Raw genomic sequence first — 13,587 nt, forward strand, 5'->3', positions numbered from 1 at the left:
AAATCCTCCACACCTGCCTGCACACATACCTCCGCAACGCATAAAGCCAAAACGCGTATCTTCGCTTTGATAATTCATAGGAATTAACTCACCAACTTGGTAGTTATCCATTCCCAAAGATTGCAATTCATTATACATTTCTTCTTCCTCCCCTTTTTATTTTTAAACTCACAACATCATATTCACTAGTCATCAACCTATCAGCTTGTTCGGTCATAAATGTGCATTTACCTATAAAAAAGTTATTTCTTGAATGTGCTATATTACGATATTCAACTAAGAAATTGCAGCCGAAAAAGGCGCTGCCAGAGTTAAATTACATGGGCAAACACAGGCTGAAGGTTTTTACCAAAAGCTTGGATATCATACTTCATCAAATGTCTTTATGGAGGATGGAATTCCGCATGTTTTAATGGTAAAAGAGCTATCAATCAAACAGATTAGATATGTAAATATGTTCAAATTAAATGCGGACCCTATTATAGTAGAGTCCGCATTTTTATGAAAATATTAAGCTGCCATTGTTTTCTCGTAATTTCGTACCCAAGGTTTTAACCTTGAGAATAAGAAGATAAACAATAAGGTTACTACAATTCCTTTGATTAAATTAAAAGGCATAATCCCAGCGACGATTAATCCTTTTGCTTCCGCACTAGACATTGCTGGTGAATTTAGGAAAAACGTATAAGCTGGTAGGATGATGAAATAGTTAAGGATGCTCATCAGCACTGTCATTGTGATCGTCCCAACTACAAGCCCTATAGTTAAGCCCTTCGTAGAACGAATCTTTTTATATAAAAATGATACTGGTAAAATAAATAACAATCCTGCTAAAAAGTTCGCTGCTTGGTCAATTGGTACACCTGTCATTGCGCCTTCAATGATATAGTGTAATATGTTTTTGATTGCTTCTACGGTAATACCAGCAACTGGTCCAAATACGATCGCTGCCAACAATACCGGCACTTCACTAAAATCAATTTTTAAAAATGGCGGCAACCCTGGCAATGGAAAGTTAAGCATCATTAGTAAGTATGCAATGGTTGATAAAACTGATACGGTTACTGTTTGACGAATTTTTTGACTGTTTTTGTTCATTTTTCCTTTGTCTCTCCCTTTTACTCGACCCAACCAACAGAAAGAGATTTTGCCCAAATAAAAACCCACTCAAACGATGAGTGGGAGACTGTTAAATACACAGGCAAACAAACGCTTATTCAGTCGTAAAAATGACATAAACGCTATACCTCCATCTTCTCCCATCCAGACTGTACTGTCGGCTTTGGAATCTCACCAAATCATGCCTAAAAAGGCTCGCGGGCTCAGAAATTAACATTTCAATACCGCCGGTCGGGAATTTCACCCTGCCCTGAAGATTGATCGATATTTAATTGAATACATTATACCAGTTCGACTACTCTTCTGACAACAGAAAAGCCTATAAATTTTCCAACATTTTTCTACAATTTGCACTTTAACCATACTTTTATTTCACCCACTCTACTACTACGTCATCAAATACTTTTTGATTAACTAGAATTCGATTCCACCAATATCGGTCATTATTAACTGTGATGGAACGTGGGGCTAATATTGCTGCCGTTTCGAATCCAACCTCACCAATTGTATCCGCTAGATCGCTTCGTCCATTTCCATATGGATAGGCAAAATCCCTAATTTTTATCGATAGCTCCTCTTCTATGCTTTGTTTACTTAATTGTAGGTCTTTTTTAAAATCAAGCCGTTTGTTATTTTGAAAGAATATCGGCTGGTCGCCTTGAAGTTTATGCATATCATATGTATGTGAACCAACTGTAACCAAACCACTATCAAGCATCTTCCGCAGTTGATCCCAGGTTGCAAGTTGTAAATTACTAAATTCACTCCCAACTTTACCTGCAATGACGAATATCGTAAATGGAATTTCATATTCTTTCATGATTGGAAATGCATTATTATAAACCGTTTGATCAATATCATCGAAAGATATCCAAATACACTTATTAGGGAACTTGCCTGTTTTTTGAAATCCCCTGATTTCATCTGGAGCCACAAATGTTGCACCTTTTTCTTTTAATACCTTCATTTGTTTTTCAAATTGATCCGCATAAACATTATACCGCATGATTTCATCTGAATTTGTTACAAACCCCAGAATTTTATATAGGACCCGGTCTTTTCGAATACGATGATAGGTTAAACCAAGACATCCATTCTTGTCGAGTACTTCTGGAAACTCCATTGCTGGCTCTGAAATATCTATTTTACACGAAAAGTAAATTGCAGCTATAATAACGATGATCAACACACTAAACTTAATAATACTTTTTCCCATACATACACCTGCTAGGTTAAATCCCGAATAGGATTTTTTTCAAACACAACAAATTTTGATTGTTGAACCAACTCAAAATTTTCCTTACTCATAAGCTGGAGTGCAAGCATCTCCTCCTTTGTTGTTGGTCCTGGATAATGTCTTCTCGTCAATATCCCGAATCGTCTTCTATTATATTGCCTCCAAATCCTTAGGCCGAAATAAAAACAAGACCAAATTAAAAATCCCTTAAACGTAAAGATTTGAATATCTTTATTCGTTATTTTAAAGGCCATTTTTACAATACTTATAAAACGACCATTATAATTCAAAAACGCACTTAGGAAAAAGAATAAGACTAAAAGGCAATATGACCATCCGATTAAAGACAAAAAAATAAGAATTCCTTCATCCACCCAATTTCGTTTGGATCGAATAATTAAGTCATTCGGTTGCCTCTGTCCGGGCTTGTCCATGTTGCATACCCACCTTTAAATCTTGATTTAACCGCTTTTGGAAAAGCAAATACAACGATCATTGCATTTAATATCCAATAAACAATAGGATACCAAGCTGCCCAGAAATAATAGCTTGTAATATTATCATAGGTAGAATCCACCTTAAGCGAAATCCACAATTGGGTTAAACTTAATAAGACAAGGGTGAATGATGAAAAGGTAAACCATATAAATAGTTCCTGCACTGAATTTGCATTAAACAAATAATAGAATGTCACCAATACCCATGAAAAAGACCATAGTAAGCTTGTCCATTGCTCAAGATAGATCGGCCAAATTCTTCTTTGTCTCCAGTCAAGAAGAACTTTCCAGTGTCTCAGGATTACCTCCTGGCCACCTTGAGCCCAGCGAATTCTTTGTTTCCAAATACCTCTTATAGTCTCCGGAACAAGCATCCAGCATAAAGCACGAGGTTCATAGCGAATATCCCAAAATTTTTGTTGCAATTTCCATGAAACAGAAATATCCTCCGTAATCATATCGCGATCCCACAAACCAACATCGACAAGCGCTTTTTTTCGAAAAGCTACAACTACTCCAGAAACCGTCATAATTTTCCCAAGAATACGTTGCGTTCTTTTGATTGCACCAATAATGGATGCGTATTCAACAAGTTGTAATCTACTTAACAACGTATCACGGTTACGAATTCTAGGATTTCCAGTCACCGCACCTAATCTTTCCCCCCGAAAAAAAAAGTGATGGATCAAGTAAAAAGCTGCATATTTATCCAAAATAGCATCAGAGTCAACTGTAATCAGGTACTCCGACTTTGAAGCATGGCAGGCAATGTGTAATGCATTTGCTTTTCCTTTATTTTCTTTACAATCTATCACTCGCAGTTCATTATATTTGTTAGCCAATTGGTGAAGGATCTCCGCTGTACCATCCAGGCTCCCGTCATTAACAACAATAACTTCTTTGTGGGGATAGGGCATCTCCATTAAATACTGAATCGTTTCTTCAATCGTAGCCTCCTCGTTGTAACATGGAACCAAAATACTAATGAATGGCCACTCAAACTTATCAAAATCAAGCTTTTGTATTTTTTCTCGATATCGAAAAAAAAGAATTGAGCCTGCTATCCAAAACAAAGACATCATAAAGGGGTACCAAAAAATAAATTGTGAGAGATAACTAACTATTTTTTGCATACAACCCATCCTATTTCCATTATTCGGTCGATACTTACTAAAAGTATCATGCCCAATTATTATGATATTTACTAGTAATGTCCTATTTTAAAAAGCACTGGGGATTAACCCCACCGCTTTTATAATTCTGCCCCGTATCTTATCGATAGCGAATCCATATGGATTGTTTGATTGAATGAGCCAGACTTTCCGATCCCGCGTCCCACTTAGTGGATAGTTTTATTGTTCAGGGAAAAAATAGTTGTTGTATGACCAATTATAAGGAGGAATTGCATATGGCTCATTTTTCTGACCATCACCATTCAGGAGAGACCGTAATGGAATCAGGTCAATATGTAGATGCAGGCGGAACAAAACAAGAACTTAGTCAAGGTGATATTTTTCCGAACTGCCCCAACACAGGTAAGGCAACAACTTGGACCCATGCAAGCCATGTTCATCGAACCGGAGAAACTGTTATGGAGTCAGGACATTATATAGATGCAGATGGTGAACATGTGGTACTTCAGCAAGGAGAAAAATTCCCATCTTGTCCAAAGACAGGTCAATCAATCACTTGGACCCACGAACAATAGTTTCTATATTAATTGAATACACGAAAGGCGTGGTAAAAAACCACACCTTTCGTCATTAGTGAAAAATCGAACCAAATCGAGCCAAAGTTCCCGACCCCGTGGCCCGGCTTGGATTGCAACCTACTTAATTTGCTACACTAACCTTCACTTCGTTGATAGGCTTTGCTTGCTTCTTCCAGAATAAAGTTAAGATAAACCCTAAAGCTAGTACTACCGTTGCAAAATAGTAAGGATAATCAATATCTACATCAAATAATATCCCCCCAATAATTGGTCCGCTAATATTCGCTAAACTTGTAAACATAGAGTTCATTCCACCAACGAAACCCTGTTCATTCCCGGCGTTATTCGAAAGATAAGTAGTAACAGCTGGTCGGAATAAATCAAAACCTACAAAAACTATAAAAGTAACAAGTAAAATTGAGAAATATGAATGAACAACGGTCATTAGAAAAACAAGTACGGCCGATAAAAGTAAGCTGAACCGAATTAGTTTAATTTCACCCCAAATTCTAGTCAGCCTATCAAAAAGCATCACTTGTGCAATGGCACCAACAATGGCACCACCTGTAATAACAATGGCGATATCGGCAGGTGTAAATTTATACTTATGATCCACAAATAAACTAAAGAACGATTCAAAGGCTGCCAACCCAAATGAGGCAATAAAAATTAAAATAAACGCAACGAAATATTTTGGTTCAAAAATTCGTCTAAAACCATTCATTTCTTCCGAGGATTGTTCATGAATTTCTTTTGACCGATCTGGCTCAGAAATAAGAATAATAGTTAATATTGCAGCTATTGTGCCAAGGGCACCTGCAAAGAAGAAGGGTGTCCGTGTTCCAAATTCCGCTAAAAATCCGCCGATACCTGGACCAATAATAAATCCTGTACTAATGGCAGCTGACATAAGCCCGAGAGCTTTTGGGCGAGTTTCAAGTGTTGTAATGTCTGCAATAAAGGCAGTAACAGCTGGCATAATGAAGGCAGCACTTACTCCACCTAAAATACGAGAAATAAATAACACTTCAATTTCTTTCCCAAGCCCAAACAAAAATTCTGATAGACCAAAAATAAATAAACCAAGTACGATCATAATTTTTCTTCCAAATTTGTCTACTGCTTTCCCAGCAAATGGCGAAACAATCAATTGTGCAAAGGCGAAAGCAGCTGTAAGATAACCTATTGTCTTTCCATTTATACTTAATTCATTCATCAACGTTGGTAATACTGGAATTACAAGACCAATTCCCAAAAAGGCTATAAATAAATTCATCAATAATAAGCCTAAAGTAATTTTATAAGACTTCATTTTCTACATTCTCCTTAACAAAACAAATGGACAAAAAAATTTGTTTATTTGATTTCTTTTTTATCCTAGTGTATATAGTAACTATACAGTCAAGGGTGGTGACAAAAAATGAATAACAAAAATGTAAAATATTTAACCACAGGCGAATTCGCAAAGCTTTGTAAAGTGAACAAACAGACAGTCTTTTATTACGATCAAATCGGTCTGTTGTCCCCGATATTTAAAAATGAAAAAGGGTACCGTTTCTATTCAATCAATCAAATAGAGTTATACTATGTTATTGATTTATTAAAAGATCTTGGCATGTCGCTAAATGATATTCAACAATATACGCAAAATAAATCTCCTGAAAGTTTTTTAACCTTGATGTATCAGAAAAAAGAAGAGATTGTGAAAAAGCGCCAAGAAATTGAAATGAAGGAAAAACTTATTGAGACAAAAATAGCATTAATGAAAGAAGCCTCCCAACTTGATTTTCAACAAATTACACTTGAACATTTACCGGAAGCTACCCTTTATTTAAGCAGAAACATTGAAAATATTACCGCTGAAGAATTTGTAGAGGTGATTACAGAATTTATTGGTGAATTGAACGAATCACAGCTTGATACGGGATATCCTATAGGGGGTATTACAAAACGGGAGCAAATTTTAAAAGGGGAATTCTCTAAATATAGCTATTTATACATTGAGCAACCACATGCCAAGGAACCCAAGGAAGGTTATCCATATTTCACAGCTGTCAGCGGTGATTTTCTCATTGGATATCATATTGGAGATGATAAAACAATACATAATACATATAGGAAACTTTTAACAGAGATGGAACGTTTAGATTTAGACTTAGGAGATTATGTTTTTGAAGAGTATATTTATGATACCGTTGTAAAAAATTATAAGGAAGAATACGTTACCAAAATTATGATACAGGTAATTAAAAACAAACAGGCATAACACAAGGCGTGATTGCCTTTATCATCAATCACCCCCATTTGTTGAAGAAACTTATGTATTATAAAGGAAAAGGCCTAATTCAAAAAAAATAAATAGCACCTATCTCTCCGATGGAGAAACTGTGCTATTTTATCATATTTACGCAGCTTTATTTGGCCCTATTCGTAATTATTGATAAGCAGTTAATCTTTTTCTTTTTAATATGGATTAGTAAACTCTTGACCGTTTAGGATAAGGCGGAATGTAATGTCTGCTTTCAGCGAATCTGAGACCGCACAGTATTTTTGTTTACCTAAATTTATCGCTCTCCAAATATTTTTGCTATCGATGTTACCATTAATATAGAAAGTAACCGTAATTGCTGTAAACCCTTTTGGCAAGTCCTCTTTCCTAGTACCATCGGTTTCAATTTCTAGACTCTCAATTCCATCTAGTTTATGTCTTAGGATCATGGTTACGTCAATACCAATGCATCCTGCTAAAGACGCTAAAAGCATTTCAGTTGGCGTAACACCTTTCCCTTCTCCAAAATACGCTTCAGTAGCATCCATTTTAATTTCATAACCGGAATCACCAACAGCGGTAAAAGCACGTTGGCCAGTCCATTTCGTTTTTACTATCATAAAGCCCCTCCTGTTCAGCATGGTGGCAGTATTTTTCTCTAATTTAATCGCTAAACCTAACTTCCAAATTTCTTTAAAAATTTCTGTGCACGTTCCGTTTTAGGATTATTAAAAAATTCCTTTGGTGAATCTTGTTCAACAATGATCCCATCAGCCATAAAAACAACCCGATCTGAGACTTCTTCGGCAAATTCCATTTCATGCGTTACAATGACCATTGTCATACCTTCATTGGCCAGTTCTTTTATAACAGCCAGTACTTCTCCAACTAATTCTGGATCAAGAGCCGATGTCGGTTCATCAAATAACATGACTGCCGGTTCCGCTGCCAATGCGCGTGCAATCGCCACCCGTTGCTGCTGACCACCAGATAGACGTGATGGGTATACGTCCTTTTTCTGGAGCAGACCTACCCGATCCAACAATGTTTCAGCCTTTTCCACCGCCTTCGCTTTCGGCCACTTTCTCACGACCAATAAGGCTTCTGTTACATTTTCCAGTACCGTTTTATGGGGATACAAATTAAATTGTTGAAACACCATCCCAGTCTGTAAACGTATTTGACGGATTGCTTTCGCTTGTTCTTTCTTACTTTGCCCGCTATCAATAACGTGCCCAGCCAATTCAATTCTTCCACTAGTCATTTCTTCTAGACCATTCAAACAACGAAGCAATGTACTTTTACCTGAACCGCTTGGGCCAAGAATTGAAACGACTTCGCCCGCATATACTTGTAAATTAATGTTTTTTAAAACCTCCAATTCTTGGAAGCTTTTTGACAAATCATGAATTTGAATCATATTTTACCCCAACTTATAAATAGATTGATAAACGCTTCTCCCATCTTTCAAGGACAAAAGAAAAGCCCGTACTCATGATCCAATACATAAGTGCAATTGAAAGATAAAACGGCATATATATATAATACTGAGCAATTAATAAATCAGCAGAACGTAACAACTCGGTAACTGTAATAACAGATACAAGTGAAGTCTCTTTTAGCATCCCGATAAACGTATTGCCTGCTGGTGGAATCGCAATCCGAATTGCTTGTGGAAAAATAATTCTTCTCATGGTTTGAAAAGGTGTCATTCCTGAAGCATAAGCAGCTTCCATTTGACCTTTTGGAATCGATTGTAACGCACCGCGCAATGTTTCAGACAAATAAGCGCCGATACTGATACTGAGTGCAATAATTGCCGCTGGTAGTGGCTGTAATTTTATACCATAATCCACTAAGCCATAATAGACGATAATAATTTGAACTAAGGTTGGCGTTCCCCGAATCGCTGATACATAAGCGCGGGCAATCCACCGTACTGGCCGATTCCCCTTCAGCCTGGCTACGGCTACAATCACAGCAAGGATCGAACCAAAAAACATAGATACAATAGTGATAAGGAGCGTAAAATACGCTCCTTTTAATAAAAATGGCAAATTTTGAATAACTATATCCATTTTTAATTGGTGTCCTTTCTTAGCTTTGAGGCTCTTCCTCAAACCATTTTACAAAAATTTCTTTATAAGTGCCGTCTTCTTTCATTTCAGCTAGAATACGGTTTAATTCAGCAACTAGGTCTTCATTTCCTTTTCTAGTAGCAATTCCAGCTTGGTCGGATTTAATTGCTTCTCCAACCGCTTTGATTTTAAAACCCTGTTCCTCAACGACTGGTTTTAGGGCGTACATATTATTGATTGTAGCATCGATGCGGTCTGCATCAAGGTCCTTTAATGTGGTAATAACATCATTATATGTCATAATTTTAAACTCACCGACTTCCGGCATAAGTTTTGTTCGTAAGTATGTTTCATCATTTGTTCCTAATCCTACACCAATGTTTTTACCTTTAAAATCTTCTACAGATTTAATGGAGTCATTCGTTTCATGAACAATTACTTTTACCTGATTCGTAATATATGGATCAGAAAAATCCATTTGTTGTTTACGCTCATCAGTAATCGTCATTTGACTAATAACAACATCGAACTTTTCAGCCTGCAAGCCTGCGATCATGCCGGAGAATTCTTGTGCAATAAACTCAACATTTACTCCTAAGCGTTTCGCCACTTCCTTAGCGATATCAGCATCAAAACCATCCATCTCTTGTTTTTCATTTAGAAAATTATAGGGGCGGTATGTTCCCATTAAACCAACCTTCAAGACTCCACGATCCTTTATTTCATCTAATAGAGACGTCTTACCCTTTGAGGTTTCATTCGGTGTTTGATTACCCTCCGCATTATCTTCCTTATTTCCATTGCCTGCACCACAAGCAGTAAGTACAAAACTGAACATTAAAACAAGTAATAATGTAAAAACTGATTTGCGATTTTTCATTGTGATCTCCTCTTTTCATTTTAAATTCCAAACAATCCAAAAAACTCAAATTTTACAACTTCCTGAGCAAGTTCCTTTGCAGACTTTTTTTGTAAAACCGAATGTTTGAGCCCGGGACTAAATAGCCATCTTTCTAATATCCCTTCAACTAGGCTAACCAACATTGCCGATTGAACGGATGGATCATTTTTCGGCAAAATTCCAAGATCCGTTGCTCTTTGAATATTATTTTGGAACGCTTCTTCCAGTTTTTGTCGCGTTTTAAGGATAGCGGATTGAACAGAGTCCTCCGTCTCAATTCCTTGCAGTAAAAGCTTCATAAAATCATGATTTTGCTGTGAATATGTAAAAAAGTCTTCAAACAATTTTTCTGACGCTTTTACTACTTCTTGAACCGTACCCTTTGACTCACGATAACCTTGGGAAATGACTGTTATAAGACTATTTTGCCCATTATTGATAATTTCTAAAGCAATTGCTTCTTTGCTTTTGAAATACCAATAAAAGGTGCCTTGAGCGACACCTGCGGCCTGAACGATATCAGAAACCTTCGTCTTGTGATAACCTTGGCTAGCAAATAGCTTTAAAGCAACGTTAAGAATTTGGCTTCTTCGATCTTGTATTTGATCTTGAACAGAAATTACAACCCCCTCCTCTTGATTGACTAATCAGTCGAGTTAATTTTATCCATCGTAGTTTAGTTAGTCAATTATTTTGATGTGATTTATTGGGATTATTTTTTATATAAAAAAAACAGACTATAAAAGTCTGTGAAAGGTGAGCTAGAGTTCCCGACCCTCTGTCCCATCCTCTAAAAATCGCATCCGGTATACATTCATTGCCGTTTCACCCAATTGATCGAGTAAATTGTAATTAGCAAAAGCTCCAACAACCGCCCCAAAACCTGGAATTAACTGAAACATCTTTACCAAATCAATATAATCCCTATATTCCTGTTGGAACTCCCGCCAATCCATATCAACTACTTGCTGTTTATACTCCTTCCAATGTTCAATTATCTCAAATACATCTTTACGTTTATCGTCACTTGAAAAAGCAAGTTGAAAAATATGGAGAATAAATAAACGCTCCTCATATTGATTGGTGTCATATCCGTAAATGACAGCCGCCTCAAATAAGAATTTCATCTTAAGGGATAATAGCAACGGAAAATCAGCCAGCCCAAGCAAAAAACCACCTGCGCCTGTACCTGCACCTTCAATTACCGCCGATCTCCGATAAGAAGAAAGTTTCTGCCTTACTAGCTCATCCCGCTCATATAAACTTAATCCTTCATCCCGCTTTTTATTCGTCGTAAGATTAGATCCCGTTAAAGTAGCCTTAACCATTCTCTTAATCCCTTCTGTAACGACCTGATGAACTTTCTCGGGAATGAATGAATTGATTTTTGTTTGTGTTTTCTTCGAAATTTTATTGATAATACCTGTGCGTCTTCTCATTTTCATTTTCCATGCCATAAGTTCGTCCTGTACGTTCTGTTCATAATCCATACAATTCAACTCCTTCCTTTTAAAATATATCGTCAAAACCACTCACCGTATGCCTATGCCCTACACTTCTACATTTTATTGAATTTTATTTTTTATAATTCACAAAAAAAGGATAGCTAAAATGACAAAGAAGCGAGCCAGAGTTCCCGACCCCATGTCCCAGCTTATGCCCCTTTATGAAAGCTTAAAAATATGAAAGTTGTAACCCTACGCCAACTTCTTCTATATTGGCAACTCTTGAAAGAGCTATTTTAGATTTTAAATCTGTACAATGACAAGCATGAAGTTTAATTGGGTTAAGTTCTTTAATATATTGAACTGTATTGTCTAACTGCTTTTTAGTTGGATTCTGGAGATGAAACCCTCCAATAATATCAACTATTCTATCTTCTTGACAAACTTCTTTAGCATATTCAACAATGTTACATATCCCCGAATGTGAACATCCCGCTATAATAACTAAGCCTTCTGAAGCTTTATAAACTATTGCCGTATCATCTCTAATGTAGTCATTAACATTCCCTTGCTCTAAAACAACTTGACCTATAAAATCCATACCTTCAAAATCAAATGTTCTTTTAATTTCCCCTAGAAATACTAGTCGATCTGTTAGCCATAAGGGGTCCTTAGTTAAATGAACAGGAAAGTGTCTACTTAACTTTTCATGAGATAAAATACTTCCTATTTCTCCTATAGAATCGAATAGTTTAGTGTTAAAAATTAACGGATGTCCTATAACAGTTGGAGTATTATATATCATTTTTTCATTTTTTGTTTCCATGTGTAGTCTAATTATATGTGTCAGTCCCCATGTATGGTCCACATGTCCGTGTGACAAGACTACATAATCAAGATTTCTTAAATCAATTTTCATTTTATCTGCATTCCTTATGTAGATATCAGAATATCCAGTGTCAAAAAGAATACGTTTGCCATCATCTTCGATAAAAAAAGATAGCGCCGGTTCCCCCAAAAAATAGCGGTCAATCAAAGTATTGTTATCTACTAAAACGGATAATTTCATATAATAATCTCCTTATCAATGTTTCTGCCCTTTCAATTTGCCCAATACTTTACAAACTCTTTTTTATTATTGACTAAACTTTCGGAGCGACCAAGCAAGGTTGCTCCGAAAGTTGAGTAATTAACTAATCCAAGTCATTTTGGCTTCTTTAGATTTCCACCGATTATCTTTTAATTGAATTGTAACTTCTACTCCAACAGCCCCATTACCCGAACGATACTTTGAACCCTCAAAAAATATATTATTATTAAACTTAAAATCTACATTCTCAATTCTAAGAAGTACGCCGTCCAAAGCCATTGTATCTGGATTATACAATCCCTTTTCTTTCAATTGTTCTAATGTAGCACCCAATACATCAACTTTATATTTTTCTTTAAAGTAGTTAATAATTTCTTTTTTATCATTTTCATCTAATTCCTCGAAATTACTCATATCAATGGCTATGTATTCCATATTACTGCTTAATGCCTCATCCTGTTCCATTATAGAATCTAATGCAACACTATATATTTCTCCTAAATGCTCCTTAGGCTCTATTCCATCATTGCAAGCAGAAAGTATTAATAAAACGATAAATGCGACAATTAGATGTTTAAATTTCAAATTTAATCCCTCCCATACTTTATAGACGTAGTAATCATAGATTGGGTTTCAACGGATTTGCTTTTCTCTCTTTTTTCAGTAATGCTGCCCGTTCAATAAAATAGGAACTGCTATCATAACAGTTCCTCGACTAATACATCTTTAGTTTTTACCTTTGACCCCAATATGAAATCTAAAATTATATACATTTTTAACTATTTATATTATATTAAAAGTAATTTCCCTGTTATACAAAAGGAGAATTTGTTATGGAACAAACTTACGAATCTTTAATAACTGAATATAGCTTAGAACTAAATAGGGCATTAACAACCAAAGAACTGGAATTTGTCCAATGGCTTGTAGAAAGAATTAATGATTAGGCCTGGAGACTAATCCCCCTATTCTTGATTTCATCTAAAAGCAAATCAAGAAAATCTTTACTAACGCCAATCTCCATAGCCATACGATAAGAATCTAGCAATAATTCATTTGATAAGCTTTCTAAAGAACTCAATTTTCTCCTTCTCCCTTTCCTTCCAAAAAGATTCAACACAATTACTATTTTTACTATAAATATGATGTTTTTTCAATGAAATTGTTCATAATTAACAGAATTTTAACAATATTTTTAGAGAAATTTGTTCATTATTCACAAAATAAAGTAGGGAAACCT

At 35.8% G+C, this 13,587-nt stretch carries 16 protein-coding genes, 2 pseudogenes and 1 riboswitch; of the genes and pseudogenes, 3 read left to right on the forward strand and 15 right to left on the reverse strand.

The window, feature by feature from the left end:
• Window positions 1-280: 280 nt before the first annotated feature.
• Window positions 281-505, forward strand: a pseudogene (locus tag P9E47_RS14340) (GNAT family N-acetyltransferase); the annotation flags it as partial.
• Window positions 506-510: 5 nt separating this feature from the next.
• Here the strand turns inward: P9E47_RS14340 and P9E47_RS14345 are convergent.
• From P9E47_RS14345 to pgaC, 4 genes are all read right to left on the reverse strand, one after another.
• Window positions 511-1,098, reverse strand: a complete 588-nt coding sequence (locus P9E47_RS14345) for an ECF transporter S component (protein WP_003329449.1) — start codon at window positions 1,096-1,098, stop codon at window positions 511-513.
• A gap of 149 nt (window positions 1,099-1,247) precedes the next feature.
• A riboswitch (FMN riboswitch) is annotated at window positions 1,248-1,381 on the reverse strand.
• 105 nt (window positions 1,382-1,486) lie between these two features.
• The gene (locus tag P9E47_RS14350) at window positions 1,487-2,335 is read right to left on the reverse strand and encodes a polysaccharide deacetylase family protein (protein WP_326163801.1); all 849 of its coding nucleotides are present in this window, start codon (window positions 2,333-2,335) and stop codon (window positions 1,487-1,489) included.
• 11 nt (window positions 2,336-2,346) lie between these two features.
• Window positions 2,347-2,790 (reverse strand): hypothetical protein, encoded by a 444-nt coding sequence (locus tag P9E47_RS14355; RefSeq protein ID WP_157382039.1) that lies wholly within the window; start codon window positions 2,788-2,790, stop codon window positions 2,347-2,349.
• On the reverse strand, window positions 2,754-3,986 hold the full coding sequence (gene pgaC, locus P9E47_RS14360; protein WP_003329446.1) for a poly-beta-1,6-N-acetyl-D-glucosamine synthase: 1,233 nt from the start codon (window positions 3,984-3,986) through the stop codon (window positions 2,754-2,756). Before pgaC ends, P9E47_RS14355 begins: the two co-directional genes overlap by 37 nt.
• A 275-nt stretch (window positions 3,987-4,261) precedes the next feature.
• Here pgaC and P9E47_RS14365 point away from each other — a divergent pair, with 275 nt between their 5' ends.
• Window positions 4,262-4,561: a hypothetical protein gene (locus P9E47_RS14365; RefSeq protein WP_035197698.1), complete on the forward strand. Its 300-nt coding sequence runs from the start codon at window positions 4,262-4,264 to the stop codon at window positions 4,559-4,561.
• A gap of 124 nt (window positions 4,562-4,685) precedes the next feature.
• On the opposite strand, the gene norA is transcribed toward P9E47_RS14365, so the two are convergent.
• Complete coding sequence (gene norA, locus P9E47_RS14370; RefSeq protein ID WP_003329444.1) at window positions 4,686-5,876, reverse strand: multidrug efflux MFS transporter NorA; 1,191 nt, start codon at window positions 5,874-5,876, stop codon at window positions 4,686-4,688.
• A gap of 108 nt (window positions 5,877-5,984) precedes the next feature.
• Here norA and P9E47_RS14375 point away from each other — a divergent pair, with 108 nt between their 5' ends.
• Window positions 5,985-6,830 (forward strand): MerR family transcriptional regulator, encoded by an 846-nt coding sequence (locus tag P9E47_RS14375; RefSeq protein WP_326163803.1) that lies wholly within the window; start codon window positions 5,985-5,987, stop codon window positions 6,828-6,830.
• A 197-nt stretch (window positions 6,831-7,027) separates the two neighbouring features.
• Here the strand turns inward: P9E47_RS14375 and P9E47_RS14380 are convergent, their stop codons facing one another.
• The 10 genes and pseudogenes from P9E47_RS14380 to sda all read right to left on the reverse strand — a co-directional run bounded on the left by P9E47_RS14380 (window position 7,028) and on the right by sda (window position 13,428).
• Window positions 7,028-7,453, reverse strand: coding sequence for an OsmC family protein (locus P9E47_RS14380; RefSeq protein WP_003329442.1), 426 nt, complete (start codon window positions 7,451-7,453; stop codon window positions 7,028-7,030).
• A gap of 56 nt (window positions 7,454-7,509) precedes the next feature.
• The gene (locus P9E47_RS14385) at window positions 7,510-8,253 is read right to left on the reverse strand and encodes an amino acid ABC transporter ATP-binding protein (RefSeq protein WP_003329441.1); all 744 of its coding nucleotides are present in this window, start codon (window positions 8,251-8,253) and stop codon (window positions 7,510-7,512) included.
• Between the two features lie 13 nt (window positions 8,254-8,266).
• Window positions 8,267-8,911, reverse strand: a complete 645-nt coding sequence (locus P9E47_RS14390; RefSeq protein ID WP_003329439.1) for an amino acid ABC transporter permease — start codon at window positions 8,909-8,911, stop codon at window positions 8,267-8,269.
• Window positions 8,912-8,930: 19 nt separating this feature from the next.
• Window positions 8,931-9,791 carry a transporter substrate-binding domain-containing protein gene (locus tag P9E47_RS14395; protein WP_003329438.1) on the reverse strand — a complete coding sequence of 287 codons (861 nt, stop codon included), beginning with the start codon at window positions 9,789-9,791 and terminating at the stop codon, window positions 8,931-8,933.
• A gap of 20 nt (window positions 9,792-9,811) precedes the next feature.
• On the reverse strand, window positions 9,812-10,156 hold the full coding sequence (locus P9E47_RS14400) for a hypothetical protein (protein ID WP_003329437.1): 345 nt from the start codon (window positions 10,154-10,156) through the stop codon (window positions 9,812-9,814).
• Between the two features lie 108 nt (window positions 10,157-10,264).
• A pseudogene (locus P9E47_RS14405) lies at window positions 10,265-10,432 on the reverse strand (TetR/AcrR family transcriptional regulator); the annotation flags it as partial.
• Window positions 10,433-10,573: 141 nt separating this feature from the next.
• A complete protein-coding gene (locus tag P9E47_RS14410; protein WP_003329436.1) occupies window positions 10,574-11,302 on the reverse strand; it encodes an EcsC family protein in 729 nt (242 codons plus the stop codon).
• Window positions 11,303-11,486: 184 nt separating this feature from the next.
• Window positions 11,487-12,326: an MBL fold metallo-hydrolase gene (locus P9E47_RS14415; protein WP_326163805.1), complete on the reverse strand. Its 840-nt coding sequence runs from the start codon at window positions 12,324-12,326 to the stop codon at window positions 11,487-11,489.
• Window positions 12,327-12,446: 120 nt separating this feature from the next.
• A complete protein-coding gene (locus P9E47_RS14420; protein WP_003329434.1) occupies window positions 12,447-12,932 on the reverse strand; it encodes a hypothetical protein in 486 nt (161 codons plus the stop codon).
• A gap of 358 nt (window positions 12,933-13,290) precedes the next feature.
• A complete protein-coding gene (sda, locus tag P9E47_RS14425; protein ID WP_003329433.1) occupies window positions 13,291-13,428 on the reverse strand; it encodes a sporulation histidine kinase inhibitor Sda in 138 nt (45 codons plus the stop codon).
• Window positions 13,429-13,587: the final 159 nt, after the last annotated feature.

The sequence above is a fragment of the Schinkia azotoformans genome (assembly GCF_035811335.1).
In the GTDB taxonomy this organism is placed as follows: domain Bacteria; phylum Bacillota; class Bacilli; order Bacillales; family Bacillaceae_J; genus Schinkia; species Schinkia azotoformans.